This is a genomic window from Klebsiella sp. CD33 (genome assembly GCF_051992865.1).
GTDB lineage: Bacteria > Pseudomonadota > Gammaproteobacteria > Enterobacterales > Enterobacteriaceae > Klebsiella > Klebsiella pneumoniae.
Window position 1 is genome coordinate 3,250,971 of sequence record NZ_CP197023.1, and the last position, 17,090, is coordinate 3,268,060.

A 17,090-nucleotide genomic window follows, 5' to 3' on the forward strand; every position below is an offset into this window, starting at 1 on the left:
GGAGACCCTACATGAGCAATTTGAGCCCTGACTTCACCCTGCCGATTAACTTTTGCGCTAATCCGCAGGATGCCTGGACCATTCCGGCCCGTTTTTATACCGACAGCCAGGCGTTTGAGCACGAGAAAGAGCGCATCTTCGCCAATAGCTGGATTTGCGTCGCCCACGGCAGCGAGGTCGCTCGGCCGAACGATTACATTACCCGGGAGATCATCGGCGAAAATATCGTTATCGTCCGCGGCCGCGACAACATTCTGCGCGCCTTCTATAACGTCTGCCCACACCGCGGCCACCAGCTACTGAGCGGCGAGGGCAAAGCCAAAAACGTGATTACCTGCCCCTATCACGCCTGGGCCTTCAAGCTGGACGGCAATCTCGCCCACGCCCGCAACTGCGAAAACGTGGCGAATTTCGATAGCGAAAAGGCAACGCTGGTGCCGGTTCGCCTGGAAGAGTATGCCGGCTTTGTGTTTATCAATATGAATCCGGAAGCGGAGAGTGTGGAAACGCAGCTACCGGGGCTGCAGGACAAAGTGCTGAAAGCCTGTCCGGACGTGCATGATCTGAAACTGGCGGCGCGCTTTACCACCCTCACCCCAGCGAACTGGAAAAATATCGTCGATAACTATCTGGAATGTTACCACTGCGGTCCGGCGCACCCGGGCTTCTCGGATTCCGTCCAGGTTGACCGCTACTGGCACACCATGCACGGCAAATGGACGCTGCAGTATGGCTTCGCCAAACCGTCCGAGCAGTCGTTTAAATTCGAAGAGGGTACCGACGCCGCGTTTCACGGTTTCTGGCTGTGGCCTTGCACCATGTTCAACGTCACGCCGATCAAGGGCATGATGACCGTTATCTATGAATTCCCGGTGGATGAAGAGACCACTCTGCAGAATTACGACATCTATTTCACCAACGAAGAGCTGACTGACGATCAGAAAGCGCTGATTGAGTGGTATCGCGACGTGTTCCGCCCGGAAGATTTACGCCTGGTGGAAAGCGTGCAGAAGGGGCTGAAGTCCCGCGGCTATCGCGGCCAGGGGCGCATTATGGCGGATAACAGCGGCAGCGGTATCTCCGAGCACGGGATCGCGCATTTCCACAATCTGGTCGCCCAGGTGTTCCAGCCGTAATCGTTGAAGGAGCTTGCTATGTCTGTGTTTCACTCAGATCTGTTTCGCCAGCAGGCGCTGATTGCCGGAAGCTGGCGCGACGCCGCCGACGGCACGACGCTTGCCGTCAGCAATCCTTCCACCGGCGCGACGCTCGGCCAGATCCCCAATATGGGGCGTGCGGAAGCGCAACAGGCAGTGGATGCCGCCGCGGCCGCGCTGCCGGGCTGGCGCGCATTAACCGCCGCCCAGCGCGCCGCGCTATTGAAAAACTGGCACCGCCTGATCCTCGAAAACAAGACCGCGCTGGCGCAGATCATGACCGCCGAGCAGGGCAAGCCGCTGGCGGAAGCGGAAGGCGAAATCGCCTATGCCGCCTCGTTTATCGAGTGGTTTGCCGAACAAGGGAAACGCGCCAACGGCGAGATAATCCCCTCCCCCGGCGCCGATAAACGCCTGATGGTGATCCGCCAGGGGGTAGGCGTCTGCGCGGCGATCACCCCGTGGAACTTCCCGGCGGCGATGATCACCCGGAAGGCCGGCCCGGCGCTGGCCGCGGGTTGTACGATGGTGATTAAGCCGGCTAACGAAACGCCGTTTACCGCGCTGGCGATGGCGGAGCTGGCGAATCAGGCCGGGATCCCGCAGGGCGTCATTAACGTCGTTACCGGCCAGTCGCGAGAGATTGGCGCGGTGTTCACCGGCGATGAGCGGGTGCGTAAGCTCTCCTTTACCGGTTCGACCGAAGTTGGCCGCGTGCTGATGCGCCAGTGCGCGGAATCCATCAAAAAGCTCTCCTTAGAGCTCGGCGGTAACGCGCCGTTTATCGTCTTTGACGACGCCGATATCGATAAAGCGGTCGAGGGCGCGCTGATCGCCAAGTTCCGCAACGCCGGGCAAACCTGCGTCTGCGTCAACCGCTTCTATATTCATCGCGCCGTCTACGACCAATTCTGCGATAAGTTCGTCGCTCGCGTCGCCGCCCTGAAAGTGGGCGATGGCAGCGAGTCCGATGTACAGATTGGCCCGCTGATCAACGCCGACGCCGGGCGCAAAGTGCAGTCCCTGCTCGACGACGCCCTGAGCCGCGGCGCCACGCTGTTAACCGGCGGTAAAGCGCATCCGCTGGGCGGTAATTTCTTCACCCCTACGGTGGTCGGCGACGTACAGCCGGGGTCACTGCTGCTGCAGGAAGAGATTTTCGGCCCGGTGGCGGCGCTGGTGAAATTTGACGATGAGCAGCAGGTCATCGAGCAGGCGAATAACACCATCTACGGCCTCGCCTCCTATTTTTACAGCAACGATGCCGCCCGTATCTGGCGCGTCTCCGAGCAGCTGGAATACGGCATGGTCGGCATCAATACCGGACTGATTTCCAACGAAGTCGCACCGTTTGGCGGGGTAAAGCAGTCCGGTCTTGGCCGCGAAGGGTCGGAACACGGAATCGAAGATTACCTGGAGATGAAGTATCTCTGCCAGGGGTTGTAAATGTGCTCTCCCGGCGATGGCGCTAGCCACGCCGGGATTTTTTGATGGAGTTCAGCGATGTCTGATTATCAAATGTTTGAGGCGGTCGTTCGCGATGTTGAACAGATCACCCCTCTTGTGAAGCGTTTTACGCTGGTGTCGCCGACCGGCGCCCCGCTGCCGGCATTCAGCGGCGGCAGCCATATTATCGTCCAGATGCAGGATGGCGAGCAGCGCTACAGTAACGCCTATTCGCTAATGAGCTCGCCGCTGGATACCACCAGCTGGCAGATTGCGGTGCGTCTTGAGTCGCCTTCCAAAGGCGGCTCGCGTTTTATGCACCAGCGGGTGCGCCCGGGCGATACCCTGACGGTGTCCACGCCCAACAATCTGTTCCCCATCGAACCACAGGCGCGAAAACATCTGCTGATCGCCGGCGGCATCGGCATTACGCCATTCTTATCGCATATTCCGGAACTGGAACAGCGGCAGGCCGACTGGCAGCTGCATTACTGTTTTCACGACGCCGACAGTAATGCTTTCGTCGATACGCTTCGCGCTGCGCCATGGCGCGATCGGGTCAATGTTCATGTATCAGCGCTCGGCAGCCGTCTCGACCTACCGCGCCTGTTCGCCGACCTCGAGCCAGGAACCCACGTGTATACCTGCGGCCCAGCGGCGCTTAACGAGGCGGTGAAAGCCGCCGCCGAACGCCATCAGGTGCCCGCCAGCCAGCTGCACTTTGAGCAGTTTATCCTTGAGGATAAAAGCGGAGAGGCATTTACCCTGGTGCTGGCGCGTTCCGGACGCGAATTTACCGTGCCGCAGGATATGACCATTTTGCAGGTGATCGAGAATAACAAAGCGGCGAAGGTCGAATGCCTGTGCCGAGAAGGGGTGTGCGGCACCTGCGAAACGATGATTCTGGAGGGGGAAGCCGACCACCGCGATCAGTATTACAGCGAGGAAGAGAAAGCCAGCCAGCAGAGTATGCTGATCTGCTGCTCGCGCGCTAAAGGCGGCCGGTTAGTGCTGGATTTATAGCTCGCTCTCCGGCCAGCGGCGCTGGCCGGAGAGACAATTACAGTTCCAGCTCGCGGCGCAGCAGGTCGGCAATATCCTCGCTGCTCTCCGCGGATACCAGAGATTGACGGAACTCCGCGTGCATAATGCGCCGCGCCAGCCGCGAGAAGATACGCATATGCTGATCGCCCGCCGAGTGCTTATTCAGCGTCAGCATAATCACAAACTGCGCCTCTTCATCGCCCCATATCACCGGCTGCGCCAGCCGCGCGACGCTGATAGTCGACTGCTCAATATGCTCGGATTTACTGTGCGGAATGGCGAAGCTAAAGCCCAGACCAGTGGAGAACACCGCCTCGCGAGCCCACAGGTCGGCCTCCAGCTTACGCGGATAGCGACAGCGGCCGGCCAATAGCAGATTATCCGTCATCCCTTTCAGCACCTCCTCCTTACTGCGCCAGTCGCTATTCAGCGTAATGCACTCGGCGCTCACCAGCGGGACATCCTGCTGACGCATGCGGAACTGGGCCAGCAGATGCTCCACTTCCAGTGAGGTACGGCACTGCATGGCCTGATTCAGCAGTTGGCGGCAGGCGCGGCTGTCCAGCTGGGCCAGGCGCGATTTGGTTGCCGGGATCGCCGGTGCGCTCATGCTCAATTCATCTAAACCGAGGCCTACCAGCAGCGGTAGCACCGATCCTTTGGCCCCCAGTTCGCCGCACAGACCAATCCATTTCCCCTGCCGATGCACCGCCTGCACGGCATAGTCCAGCGCGCGCAGGAAGGCCGGATTCAGGCTGTTGTAGTGGCGCGTCACTTTCGCGTTATCGCGATCCACCGCCAGCAGATACTGCGTTAAGTCGTTGCTGCCGATGCTAAAGAAATCCACCTCTTCACAGCACTGATCGATGATAAACATCACCGACGGCACTTCCAGCATGATGCCGAGCGGGATCTTTTCATCAAACGGGATCTGCTCGACGCGCAGCGACTGTTTGGCCTCCGCCAGTCGCTCTCTCACCCACAGGATCTCTTCCATTGATGAAATCATGGGGATCATAATCTTCAGCGAGCCGTGTGCCGAGGCGCGTAAAATCGCCCGTAGCTGAGTGTGAAACAGCGCCTGATACTCTTCATAAATGCGCACCGCGCGGTAGCCGAGGAACGGATTGTTTTCCGCAGGGATGTTGAGATAGGCCACCGGCTTATCGCCGCCGATATCCATAGTCCGCACGATAATGCTGCGCCCGGCAGCGGGTTCCAGCGCCTGGCAGAAGATGTTGTACAGCTCATCTTCCGACGGCGCGCTCGGGCGATCCATATACAGCATTTCAGTGCGGAACAACCCTACCGACTGCGCGCCCTGGTTGAATGCCGCCACCGCTTCCACCGAATGGGCGATATTGGCGGCGATTTCCACGCGGATACCGTCTTGCGTCTGCCCGGCTTTATCCAGCCATACCTGCTGCTGTTGCCGGATTTGCGCCTGTAGCCAGGCCTCCTGCTGATAGTAGCGCGCTACCGCCGGACTCGGATCCACCACCAACAGCCCGGCGTTGCCGTCAATCTGCACCTGCGTATCTACCCACGGCAGCAGCGCGGCTAAATCCACGCCCACCAGAGTAGGGATATTGAATGAGCGTGCCAGAATCACGGTATGCGAGGTGGTGCCGCCGCTGCGCAGCAGCAGTCCTTTGAGATGCGTTTTATCCAGTTCCAGAAACTGGCTGGGGGTCAACTCGTCGGCAAGGCAAATGGCCGCTTCCCGCAGCTGGCCCGGCGCCGGGAAACGAGCTTCGCCGTAGATATGCTGTAACAGCTGGAAGCAAACGTCGCGTACATCCAGTACCCGCTCCTGCAGATAGCTGTTGCCGGAGTCGCGGAACTGGGCGCAGAAGTGGTCGCCGGTGGCGACAATCGCCTGGGCGCAACTGAGGCCGGTGAGGATGCCACCAAGCAGGTGCTGGCGCAGCGAGGCATCCGTCGCCAGCGAACGGTGAGCTTCCAGGATCGCGCTGGCGGTGCCGTCATTGTCCAGCAGCCGCAGCTCGATATCTTTCACCAGCAGGCGCAGGCCATTATCCAGCGCCGCCTGCTCCTGTTCGGGACTGACGGCGACGGGCAGTTCGCCCAGCTCGTGCAGATCGCGTGATTTGAGATGAACCAGCGTCCCTCCCGCGCTGCCGGCGCACACCGGGTGGGCATGAAACAGCGTCGGGTTCAGCCGCGAAAGCGACTCTGGCACCGGCTGGACATCCAGCGTTGGCGCAGCGGGCAGCGGCGCGTCACAGTGAGGAAACTCATCGCGCATAAAGGCCGTTATCGCGGCGAATGCCTCAGCTTCATCTTCGCCGCTGATAAGCAGCTGGCAGGCGTCGCCCTTCAGGGTATTGCTGCCGATAATCGCCAGCGCGCTTTTGGCATTTCCGCCGGTCCCGCGGCGCAAGTTCCGCCACTCAATCGCTGATGAAAAACGGTTACACAGCGTTTCGACCAGACTGGCCGGACGCGCATGCACGCCGTTGGGCAAATCACATGTAAATTCAATGACCAGAGCCATCGCCTTCCTCCAGAGCAATCCATTATTTCCTCAAAAAGTAATAAAAGACAGCCCCAGGCACTAGGTGATAAAACTGGCAATTACTGGACTATTGTACACACAATATTTTTTTATGCCCGCCATCACAATTCCACCCTGTTAGCTCTCATATCTCCTGTCATCACTAAGATTTGAGGTGGATCGCAATTCTTTTCTCATCTTACAAATATCCAGTAAATGCACTTTTTCTCTACTGTTTTATGCGACGCCCTTTTTCTAATGTTGAGCCATCCATACTGTCACGGGCCCTACAGCGCTCAGGAGCAAGCAATGAACGAACTGGTGCAAATACTAAAAAATACCCGCCAGCATCTGATGACCGGCGTGTCACATATGATCCCCTTCGTGGTCTCCGGCGGGATCCTGCTGGCGGTGTCCGTCATGTTGTATGGCAAAGGCGCGGTACCCGATGCTGCCTCCGACCCCAACCTGAAGAAACTCTTTGATATCGGCGTCGCCGGGCTGACGTTGATGGTGCCCTTTCTCGCCGCCTACATCGGCTACTCCATTTCTGACCGCGCCGCGCTGGCCCCCTGCTCCATCGGCGCCTGGGTGGGCAACAGTTTTGGCGCCGGGTTCTTCGGCGCGCTGATCGCCGGCATGATTGGCGGCCTGGTGGTCTATTACCTGAAAAAAATCCCCGTACATAAAGTTCTGCGCTCGGTGATGCCGATTTTCATCATTCCCATCGTCGGCACCTTTATCACCGCCGGGATCATGATGTGGGGGCTTGGCGAGCCGGTTGGCGCGCTGACCGCTAACCTGACCGGCTGGCTGCAGGGGATGCGCGAGGGCAGCATCGTGGTGCTGGCCATCATTATGGGTCTGATGCTGGCCTTTGATATGGGCGGCCCGGTGAACAAAGTTGCCTACGCCTTCATGCTGATTTGCGTTTCGCAGGGCGTCTACAGCGTGGTGGCTATCGCCGCCGTCGGTATCGCCGTACCGCCGTTGGGCATGGGGCTGGCGACGCTGATTGGCCGCAAATATTTCACCGCCGAAGAGCGGGAAACCGGCAAAGCCGCGCTGGTGATGGGCTGTGTCGGCGTGACCGAAGGGGCGATTCCCTTTGCCGCCGCGGATCCGCTGCGCGTCATTCCGGCCAATATGATTGGCGCCGCCAGCGGCTGCGTCACCGCCGCGCTGATGGGCGCCCAGTGTTACGCCGGCTGGGGCGGGCTTATCGTGCTGCCGGTGGTCCAGGGCAAGCTCGGGTTTGTTGCCGCGCTGCTGGTCGGCGCCTGCGTCAGCGCTGCCTGCGTCATCCTGCTGAAAGCCTTCGCCAAAAAGAAACCCACTAACGTCGCCACTGACGATGAACTAGACCTTGATTTCGAAATTAACTAACAGACTGGAAGGAACAGATTATGACCCACATTATCGCTGTCACCGCCTGCCCGTCGGGCGTGGCTCACACCTACATGGCCGCTGAATCACTGGAAAGCGCCGCCAAAGCCAAAGGCTGGCAGGTCAAGGTTGAAACGCAGGGTTCTATCGGCATTGAAAACGAACTGACGGCGGAGGAGATTGCCACCGCCGATATGGTCATTCTGACCAAAGATATCGGCATCAAATTCGAAGAGCGTTTTGCCGGGAAAACTATCGTGCGCGTCAATATCAGCGATGCGGTCAAGCGCGCCGACGCCATCATGAACAAGATAGACAGCCACCTTTCCCAGAGCGCCTGAAGCCTTAAAAGGGCGCCTTCGCGCCCTTCGCCACAACATGGAGTTTATCATGACGAATCGTACCCAACGCCTGAAAGCCAGCCTGTTCGCCCAGCCGCGCGAAATCTCCCTTGAGCGCGCATTACTCTACACTGCCAGCCATCGGCAGACGGAGGGCGAGCCGGTGATTATCCGCCGGGCGAAAGCCACCGCGTGGATCCTCGATAAGGTGATGATTTCGATTCGTGAGGATGAACTGATCGCCGGCAACCGCACCGTCAAACCGCGGGCAGGGATTATGTCGCCCGAGATGGACCCCTACTGGCTGCTCAACGAGCTCGACGCCTTCCCGACCCGCCCACAGGACCGCTTCGCGATAAGCGAAGAAGATAAGCAAATCTACCGCGAAACGCTGTACCCCTACTGGGAAAAGCGTTCAATGAAAGATTTCATCAACGGCCAGATGACCGAAGAGGTCAAGGCCGCCGTCAACACCCAGATATTTAGCGTGAACCAGACCGATAAAGGCCAGGGCCATATCATCATCGACTATCCACGGCTGCTGAATCATGGCCTTGGCGCCCTGGTCTCCGAGCTCAAAACGCACTGCGCCCGGCAACCGGAGAACCCCTTTTATCAGGCGGTACTGATCCTGCTGGAAGCTTCCCAGCGCCATATTCTGCGCTACGCCGCGCTGGCCGAGGAGATGGCAGGGCACTGTCAGGACCCGCAGCGTCAGCAGGAGCTGTTAACCATCGCCGCTATTTCGCGCCACAACGCGCAGCATCGGCCAACGGACTTCCCCCAGGCCTGCCAGCTGTTCTGGTATATGAATATCATTCTGCAATACGAATCCAACGCCAGCTCGATTTCACTCGGACGCTTTGACCAGTACATGCTGCCGTTTTATCAGGCATCGCTGAATCAGGGTCAGGATCCCGCATATCTCAAGGAGTTGCTGGAGTCGCTGTGGGTGAAATGCAACGATATCGTCCTGCTACGCTCCTCCAGCAGCGCGCGCTATTTCGCGGGTTTTCCCACCGGCTATACCGCCCTGCTCGGCGGGCTGACGGACACCGGGCGCAGCGCGGTCAACGTGCTGTCATTTTTATGCCTCGACGCCTATCAAAACGTTCAGCTGCCGCAGCCGAATCTGGGCGTGCGGGTCAACGAGCTGATTGATCGCCCGTTCCTGCGCAAAACTGCCGAAACCATCCGCCTGGGCACCGGCATCCCGCAGATTTTCAACGATGAGGTGGTCGTGCCGGCCTTCCTTAACCGCGGCGTGTCGCTGGAAGATGCCAGAGATTACGCGGTGGTCGGCTGCGTGGAGCTCTCTATTCCAGGGCGCACCTACGGCCTGCATGATATCGCCATGTTTAATCTGCTGAAGGTGATGGAAATTGTGCTGCAGGAAAATGAACATCAGCCTGACGTCAGCTGGGACGGCCTTATCTGCCAGATCCGCGACAAAATCCGCCATTACATCAAGCTGATGGTCGAGGGCAGCAACATTTGCGATATCGGCCACCGCGACTGGGCGCCGGTCCCGCTGCTCTCCTCGTTCATTGAAGATTGCGTGCAGCACGGCAAAGATATCACCGCCGGCGGCGCGCGCTATAACTTCTCCGGCGTTCAGGGTATCGGAATCGCTAACCTGAGCGATTCGCTGTACGCCCTGAAGGGTATGGTCTTCGACCAGCAGCGTCTCAGCTTTGACCAACTGATGGCCGTGCTGAAAGCCAATTTCCAGACGCCGGAAGGGAAAAAGATCCGCGCCCGGCTGATTAACCGTTTTGACAAGTACGGCAACGATATCGACGATGTCGACAATATTAGCGCCGATCTGCTGCGTTTTTACTGCAAAGAAGTCGAGCAGTATCTGAACCCGCGCGGCGGTCATTTTACCCCCGGCTCCTACACCGTCTCCGCGCACGTGCCGCTGGGTTCGGTGGTGGGCGCCACCCCGGACGGGCGGCTGGCCGGAGAACAGCTGGCGGACGGCGGCCTGTCGCCGATGGTTGGTCAGGATTCCCAGGGGCCGACGGCAGTGCTGAAATCGGTCAGCAAGCTGGATAACTATCTGCTGTCGAACGGTACGCTGCTGAACGTCAAATTCACTCCGGCAACGCTGGCCGGCGACGGCGGCCTGAACAAACTGGCCGATTTTTTACAGGCCTTCTGCAAGCTCAAGCTGCAGCATATTCAGTTCAACGTGGTCAATGCCGACACCCTGCGTGAAGCGCAGCAGCGGCCGCAGGACTTTGCCGGTCTGGTGGTACGGGTCGCGGGCTACAGCGCCTTCTTTGTTGAGCTGTCGAAGGAGATTCAGGATGACATTATCCGCCGCACCGCGCATCAGCTGTGAGGTCATCGACACGCGCGCCGACCGGGCGCGTATTTTTAACCTCCAGCGCTACTCGCTCAATGACGGACAAGGGATCCGCACGGTGGTCTTTTTTAAAGGCTGCCCTCATACCTGTCCGTGGTGCGCCAATCCCGAATCAATTTCACCCAGGATTCAGACCCTGCGCCGGGAGAGCAAATGCCTGCGCTGCACCCGTTGCCAGCAGGACGTTGCCGAATGTCCATCCGGAGCGTGGGAACAGATTGGCCGCGATGTGACGCTGGATAACCTGTTGCAGGAGGTGCTGAAGGATGAGGTCTTCTTTCGCGCCTCCGGCGGCGGAGTCACCCTCTCCGGGGGCGAAGTGCTCATGCAGGCCGGGTTTGCCGCCCGCTTTCTCCAGCGCCTGCGCCAGTGGGGGATCCGCACCGCCATCGAAACCGCGGGCGACAGCGCTTTTGACCGCTTTCTGCCGGTGGCCGAAGCCTGTAATGAAGTGCTGTTTGATTTTAAAATCATGGAACCTGAGCGGGCGCGGTCGCTGCTGCGAATGAATCAGCCACGGGTGCTGGACAATTTTCGCCAGCTGGCGGCGAGAAAAATCAACCTGATCCCGCGGGTGCCGCTGATCCCCGGCTACACCCTGAATACCGATAATTTTCGCCAGATTCTGGCGTTCCTCGCCCCTTTCGCGCTAAAAGAAATGCACCTGTTGCCGTTTCATCAATATGGCGAGCCCAAATACCGTCTGCTGGGCAAACCCTGGACGCTGGCCAGCGTGAAAGCGCCTGACGAAGCGGAAATTCAACCATATCGGGTGATGGCCGAAGCGGCCGGTTTCCACGTCACTATCGGCGGTTAACGCCAGGAGGATGTTATGGACTTCAATATTGTCGCCGTCACCGCCTGCGTCAGCGGCGTGGCACATACCTACATGGCCGCCGAACGACTGGAAAAGGTCGGTCATCATGAAAAATGGCACCTGAAGGTGGAAACCCAGGGGGCGCTCGGCGTAGAAAATCGGATCACCGCGGAAGATATCGCCCGCGCCGAAGTGGTGCTGCTGGTGACGGATATCGAAATCGACGACCCTCATCGCTTTCGCGGCCTGCGGACGATTAAAACCAGCATCAAGAGCTTCCTGCTGCAGCCGCAGCAGATCGTCGAGGCCGTGAAAAGCATCATGAAAAAGCCGGTCGTCTATGTAGAACTTCCCTGACCGGCGACAGACCTTATTCTACATCCAGCAGCCACTTTTGCGCCGGCGTCAGGCGGCTTGCCGTCTCCGGCGTGAGCCAGCGCCGCTGGTCCTGCTGCGGCGTATCCGCACGATCGATATATAACCCATGCAGTACGCGTCGTCTGCTGCCTTCACGATTACGGGTGCCGCCGTGCCAGGCGTGGGCGTTGTAGATCATCACGCTGCCGGCCGGCGCGGCAAACACAATCTCATCGGGATGGGCCTGTTCCGGGTCGGCCAGCACCTCCTCCGGTAACTCGGGGCGGAGGTGGGTACCAGGAATGATCCGCGGTGCACCGTTGGCGGCGCTCAAATCGTCTATCGCCCAGATGGTATTCACCAGGTGGACTTTGGGAAAATCCGGGCGCGGCTTTTTCCAGTCGGCGTGCAGCGGCTGGTGGCCGCCATTATACAGCGCCTCGCGGGCGTTCAGGCTGGAGACTTTAAAATCCCCGTTGAAGATATAGCGACAAGCGGAGAGGATCAGCGGGTGTGACCAGACTTTCTCCCAGATAACCCCCTTATTAATCAGGTTAGCGATCCGCGTCGCCGTCGCCTCCTGATGGTGCTCCATCGCCAGATTATCGCCTTCGCGTTCAACCAGGGTGTCAATAAGCAGGCGCATTTCGCTCAGCCACTGGGCGTCAACGACGTTATGCACGACGGTGTAGCCGAGGGTGTCGAGCTCGTGTTTCATTTGCGCGCTGAGCGTCTGGCTGGCGCCTAACGCATCGAGAAAGTTAGCCGATGATGAGTTCATTTTACGTTCCTTTTTAACGTTCCGATAACACAAACAAACTCTACTGGTCCCTCCGCGGCATGACACGAGGCGAGCGCTACAAAAAACTGGACATACGTACGCGAGCCCACAAAGTGTGATGGACATCAACAATCTCTTTTCCGGCGATGCATGCGCTGCAGCTGGCCGGCAATCCGCTGCGCAAAATGGCTAAACTAACGCTGCCGGGAAGGAAAAAATAGATTACCATCAACAGGATAATGCGCATGCTGAGGGCAAAGAATGATTGAAGATCTGCCGGATATACTGCATCGGTTAATCGGTCAAAAAGATCACCTACAGGTGAGATTTCCTGAGCCGGATATCTCCGTGCCTGCCCTCGCCTTCAACGTGCCGTTTCCGCGTCTGGAAATTGTGCTGGAGGGCCAACTGAATGAACAGGGACTGCCGCTGGCCGCCTCGACGTTAACCACGCTGCAGGTACTGTACGTGCAGGCGGGGAAGTGGACGCTGCCGCAGTGGACCGGCCCGGCCACTACCCTGAGCATTCTGTTTGGTCGGCAGAAACTGGGATTCAGTATTCAGCGCTGGGACGGAAAAAGCCTGCACACGGAAAAACAGAGCGTTTCCCGGCTTGGGCCGCGCGTGGGTTCCTACCTGTTGCTGAGCCTGAATGAAGTCAGCCTGCAGCCCGATCCGCTGACCGCGCGACTGGTGGTTGCCGCGCTGCTGAGTCATTGTCGTGAACAGCTGGTCGGGCTGGAGATGCGCGTCAGCCGCAGCCGGGATCTGTTTCTCGCCGTCCAGGACTACCTTGAGGAAAATCTCAGTCTACCGCTGACGCGGGAATCGGTAGCCAAACGTTTTCACATCACGCCCAACTATCTTTCGCATATTTTTCAGAAATCAGGCTCGGTGGGATTTAATGAATATCTGACCCGTGTCCGTCTGGAAAAGGCGAAGCAGCTATTGCGCGGCTATGACCTGAAGGTGAAAGAGATTGCGCATAATTGCGGCTTTGTCGACAGCAACTATTTTTGTCGGGTTTTTAAACGCTACACAGAACGCTCGCCATCGGAGTATCGGCGACACTGCCGTAGCGCGCAGCAGGCCTAACCTGCCGAACCGGCAGATGGCGCCCACTCCACGCGGCCGCGGCCGTTATGCTTGGCCTTGTACAGCGCCTCGTCGACTTTACGGATAAACGTCTCCTGCGCTTCGCCTGGCCGCCAGGTTCCGACGCCAATGCTGATCGACAGCGGCGTCTGATGATTGATCAGGATGATGCGGGCGTTAGCAAGGATCGCCTGCGCCAGAGCGTGCAGCTCGGGCTCCGACAGGCCATCGACGATAATGGCAAACTCTTCCCCACCGATCCGCGCCGGCTGGACCTGCTCGCTGGTTAGTTTCGCCAGCTGTTTCCCCAGCGAAAATAACACTTCATCCCCCACCAGGTGGCCCCAGCTATCATTGATTTTCTTAAAAAAATCGATATCCAGAATCATGAGTCCCAGCGCATGCCCGGACTTCTCGCGAATGGTATCAATGAAAAAACGCCGGTTGGGTAACTGGGTCAGTTCATCCTTCAGGGATTGCGAGCGCGCATCGACGTACAGCAAATTGATTCGCTCAATAATTTTGTAGACCCCCACCACGGTAAGCAGCATCCCGGAGAGGCGCAGCAGATCTTCGCAGTAGTAGCCCATCCAGCGCGGCTGAACCACGATCTCATCCATCACGTCAAAGGTGCCGCCGGCAATCCACAACAGCAGCCCATAGCGTACGCAGTTGACGGCAATGTGGCTCATCCGCACCTTCGCCGAGCTCCACAGCATAAACACCAGAAACAACAACGCCAGCAGATCGATATAGAGGCCGGGGTTATTCAGGATCTCGTGTCGTGTACCGACCGGAGGCGACACCAGGGCGCAGCCGACAGCAACAGCAACGATAATCAGCAGCGCAGGCAGGAGCGTCACCCGGGCCACAGCGGCCGGGCCGGGGCGATTCGCAGGAGTATGGAGTTCAGGCATAGCGGTGTCTCATGGTAACAACAGGGCCGATCGCGAGACAGGATAACAGTTAAGCGTAGAGGGACGAATGAAAAAGCGACGGTTCGGTAAAATGGCGGGAACTGGACTGACCCCGCGGAATTGTTCCAACGTACTACCACTCCATGGCGACGAGGTCAGTGGCGCGGATACTATCGGCTTCATCCTCCGCCTGATTAGCTTTCTGTGCGGCACCGGCGATAGCCGGCGCCGCCTGCTCAGGGTTTAGCCGCTAAACACTCGCGCCTTGCCGCTGACCGTCAGTCTCACCATCGCGCCGGGCTGCCACGCCGGCTGGCTCACGGTTCGCAGGACAATCGGCCGCTCGTGCCCAGCCATCGACAGCGTCAACGTGGAAAGCTGGCCTGAGAAATCGACATCGCGGATAATGGCGGTACTTTCCTGCGGCCCGCTCACACTGACGCTCAGCTGTTCCGGACGCAGCATCACCCTACCTTCGCCAGCAGGATGCAGTGCGTCCGTCGCCAGGTCCCCCAGCGCGCAGCTTGCCCGGCCGGGGCTAAGGCGTGCGGGGAGGATCAGGGCATCGCCAAGAAATAACGCCGTCTCTTCATCCACCGGCTGCGAGTAAACCGTCAGCGGGGTTCCAACCTGGGCGAAGCGCCCCTGACGCATTACCGCCACCTGCGTAGCGAACGACAGCGCCTCGTTCTGGTCATGAGTCACCAGAATCGAGGCGATCCCCGTCTCGGCCAGCAGGTCCGCCGTCGCTTTGCGTGTGCTGGCGCGCAGCCCGGTATCCAGTGCAGAAAACGGCTCATCCAGCAGCATCAGCGCCGGCTGCTGAGCCAGCGCACGGGCCAGGGCAACGCGCTGCTGCTGACCACCGGAAATTTCATGTGGCCAGTGGCTCGCCAGGCCAGCGTCGAGGGCGACCATCTCCATTAGCGCCCCCACGCGGCGACGCTTCTCCTCACGGCTGGCGTCGAGCCCCCAGGCGATATTGTCCGCAACATTAAGATGAGGAAACAGCGCCCCTTCCTGCGGAACATAGCCGATCCGTCGCTGGTGGGCGGGGACAAACACACCGTCGGCAAACAGAGACTTACCGTGCATGACGATCCGCCCGCGATCGGGCGTTTCAAAACCGGCGAGAATGCGCAGCAACGTGGTCTTCCCCGAGCCGGACGGACCAACAATGGCCGTCCGGCTCCCCGGCGCTACGGTCAGATTGAGATTATCGAGGACCAGCGCATCAGCGAAGGATTTCGAAATAGAAGACAATTCCAGCATGTTACAACCCTGCCATTTTTTTCGACTGCATATAAAGAACCGCGGTCAGCGGCAGCGAAATGACGATCATCAACAGCGCGTACGGTGCCGCCGCTACGTAGTCGATCTCACTGGTTAACGCCCAGAAACCGGTCGACAAGGTGCGGGTGCCTAACGGCGAAAGCAGTAGCGTGGCGGTGAGCTCATTGCTGACGCCAAGGAACACCAGCGCGGCACCTGCGGCCGCGCCCGGCGCGGCAAGCCGCATAGTGATACTCCACAGGGCGCGGGCCGGACTGCGTCCGAGACTACGGGCAACGTTTTCCAGCTCCACCGGCGCCTGCGCGATACCGGCGCGCAGGTTAATCAGCGCACGCGGCATAAACATCAACAGATAGGCCAGAAACAGCGTCACTTCGGTCTGGTACACCGGACGGGCGTAGTGGATGGTGACCGTCACCAGCGCCAGCGCGGTGACAATACCGGGCAGCGAGCTGGTGATGTAATTACACCCCTCCAGCAGGCGGAACAGCGGGCGCGGATAGCGCACGCCGAGCCACGCAATGGGGATCGCGCAAACCGTTGTCAGCAGCGCCCCGCCCGCCCCCAGGAGCAGGGTCTGGCGCAGAGAATGCCAGAGATCGGCATGCAGCCAGTTGTCGATGCCGCCCAGCCATAGCCAGCGGCACAGGACCAGTAAGGGAACCCCCATCGCCAGCATCACCAGCAGCAGAAGCAGTAGCTGCGCGCCAAAAGCGGCCCCTTTACCCAGCACAAGCCGCTTCTGCTCGCGGGCCGCCCCGGCGCCGATACGCGCGTAACGCGCTTTACCGCGTGAGGCGCTCTCCAGCAGCAGGATCGCCAGGCAGCACAAGGCCAGCACGCCTGCCAGCATATTGGCGGCCGGACCGCTGAAGGTCGACTGGAACTGATCGTAAATAGCGGTCGTGAAGGTATCGAAGCGGATCATCACATACAGGCCATATTCCGCCAGCAGATGCAGGGCCACCAGCAGCGCACCGCCGCAGATTGCCAGACGCAGCTGCGGGAGCACCACCCGGAAGAACACTTTCCACGCCGGCGTGCCCAGCGACGCGGCGACATCTTCAAGGGTGGGATCGAGGCGGCGCAGCACGGCCACCACCGGCATATAAATAAACGGATAGTAGGCGAGCACCGAGAGAAACACCCCGGCGGAGAGGCCATGCAGCGAAGGCACGGCACTGACCCAGGCGTAGCTCTGGACAAAGGCCGGGATCGCCAGCGGGGCTACCGCCAGCGCCGACCACAGCTGCCGACCGGCAAGGGCAGTACGTTCCGTCAGCCAGGCCAGCGTCACGCCGAGCACAATACTGATGGGGACCGCCAGCACCGTCAGCCACAGGGTATTGCTGAGCAGCTCCCCTACCCGCGGACGAAAGACCAGCGCTTTAATGGTCGGCCAGCCGGTGTCGAACCCAACCGCCACCACAAACCCTAACGGCAACAGCGCCAGCAATGAAAACAGCAGCGCTAACGCCACCATCGGAAATGCAGGACGCCTGCGCTCGGGCAGGCGTCCTGTTTTCTTTCCGAGCGACAAACTCAGAACAGACATAGCAACATCACT

General features: G+C 59.4%; 14 protein-coding genes. 9 read left to right on the forward strand and 5 right to left on the reverse strand.

Annotated features, from left to right (window positions below; genetic code table 11):
• Nucleotides 1-11 precede the first annotated feature (11 nt).
• From yeaW to ACR809_RS16250, 3 genes are read left to right on the forward strand one after another with little or no spacing between them, the layout of a single operon-like run.
• Nucleotides 12-1,136, forward strand: a complete 1,125-nt coding sequence (gene yeaW / locus ACR809_RS16240; RefSeq protein ID WP_122051424.1) for a carnitine monooxygenase, oxygenase subunit YeaW — start codon at nt 12-14, stop codon at nt 1,134-1,136.
• Between the two features lie 18 nt (nt 1,137-1,154).
• Nucleotides 1,155-2,603, forward strand: coding sequence for an NAD-dependent succinate-semialdehyde dehydrogenase (locus tag ACR809_RS16245; RefSeq protein WP_115664765.1), 1,449 nt, complete (start codon nt 1,155-1,157; stop codon nt 2,601-2,603).
• A 57-nt stretch (nt 2,604-2,660) separates the two neighbouring features.
• Entirely contained in the window at nt 2,661-3,626 is a 966-nt protein-coding gene (locus ACR809_RS16250; RefSeq protein WP_122051425.1) for a PDR/VanB family oxidoreductase, read from the forward strand.
• A gap of 37 nt (nt 3,627-3,663) precedes the next feature.
• Here the strand turns inward: ACR809_RS16250 and ptsP are convergent, their stop codons facing one another.
• On the reverse strand, nt 3,664-6,165 hold the full coding sequence (gene ptsP / locus ACR809_RS16255; protein WP_122051426.1) for a phosphoenolpyruvate--protein phosphotransferase: 2,502 nt from the start codon (nt 6,163-6,165) through the stop codon (nt 3,664-3,666).
• Nucleotides 6,166-6,474: 309 nt separating this feature from the next.
• Between ptsP and ACR809_RS16260 the strand changes: the two genes are divergently transcribed.
• The 5 genes from ACR809_RS16260 to ACR809_RS16280 are packed head-to-tail and all read left to right on the forward strand — an operon-like array spanning nt 6,475 to nt 11,437.
• Nucleotides 6,475-7,551, forward strand: a complete 1,077-nt coding sequence (locus ACR809_RS16260) for a PTS fructose transporter subunit EIIC (protein ID WP_122051427.1) — start codon at nt 6,475-6,477, stop codon at nt 7,549-7,551.
• A gap of 20 nt (nt 7,552-7,571) precedes the next feature.
• Nucleotides 7,572-7,892, forward strand: coding sequence for a PTS fructose-like transporter subunit IIB (locus ACR809_RS16265; RefSeq protein WP_122051428.1), 321 nt, complete (start codon nt 7,572-7,574; stop codon nt 7,890-7,892).
• A 49-nt stretch (nt 7,893-7,941) separates the two neighbouring features.
• Complete coding sequence (locus ACR809_RS16270; protein ID WP_019705935.1) at nt 7,942-10,239, forward strand: formate C-acetyltransferase; 2,298 nt, start codon at nt 7,942-7,944, stop codon at nt 10,237-10,239.
• A complete protein-coding gene (locus ACR809_RS16275; protein ID WP_004179261.1) occupies nt 10,205-11,080 on the forward strand; it encodes a [formate-C-acetyltransferase]-activating enzyme in 876 nt (291 codons plus the stop codon). Before ACR809_RS16270 ends, ACR809_RS16275 begins: the two co-directional genes overlap by 35 nt.
• Before the next feature lie 15 nt (nt 11,081-11,095).
• The gene (locus tag ACR809_RS16280; protein WP_004179260.1) at nt 11,096-11,437 is read left to right on the forward strand and encodes a PTS fructose-like transporter subunit IIB; all 342 of its coding nucleotides are present in this window, start codon (nt 11,096-11,098) and stop codon (nt 11,435-11,437) included.
• A 13-nt stretch (nt 11,438-11,450) separates the two neighbouring features.
• Here the strand turns inward: ACR809_RS16280 and ACR809_RS16285 are convergent, their stop codons facing one another.
• Nucleotides 11,451-12,218, reverse strand: a complete 768-nt coding sequence (locus tag ACR809_RS16285) for a phytanoyl-CoA dioxygenase family protein (RefSeq protein ID WP_004183607.1) — start codon at nt 12,216-12,218, stop codon at nt 11,451-11,453.
• A 261-nt stretch (nt 12,219-12,479) separates the two neighbouring features.
• Between ACR809_RS16285 and ACR809_RS16290 the strand changes: the two genes are divergently transcribed.
• Nucleotides 12,480-13,313 (forward strand): helix-turn-helix transcriptional regulator, encoded by an 834-nt coding sequence (locus ACR809_RS16290; protein ID WP_004183598.1) that lies wholly within the window; start codon nt 12,480-12,482, stop codon nt 13,311-13,313.
• Here the strand turns inward: ACR809_RS16290 and ACR809_RS16295 are convergent.
• The 3 genes from ACR809_RS16295 to ACR809_RS16305 all read right to left on the reverse strand — a co-directional run bounded on the left by ACR809_RS16295 (nt 13,310) and on the right by ACR809_RS16305 (nt 17,078).
• The gene (locus ACR809_RS16295) at nt 13,310-14,230 is read right to left on the reverse strand and encodes a GGDEF domain-containing protein (protein ID WP_122051429.1); all 921 of its coding nucleotides are present in this window, start codon (nt 14,228-14,230) and stop codon (nt 13,310-13,312) included. The genes ACR809_RS16290 and ACR809_RS16295 overlap by 4 nt on opposite strands.
• A 243-nt stretch (nt 14,231-14,473) precedes the next feature.
• Nucleotides 14,474-15,502, reverse strand: a complete 1,029-nt coding sequence (locus ACR809_RS16300; RefSeq protein WP_004179253.1) for an ABC transporter ATP-binding protein — start codon at nt 15,500-15,502, stop codon at nt 14,474-14,476.
• Nucleotide 15,503: 1 nt separating this feature from the next.
• On the reverse strand, nt 15,504-17,078 hold the full coding sequence (locus tag ACR809_RS16305; RefSeq protein WP_046654476.1) for an ABC transporter permease: 1,575 nt from the start codon (nt 17,076-17,078) through the stop codon (nt 15,504-15,506).
• Nucleotides 17,079-17,090 lie beyond the last annotated feature (12 nt).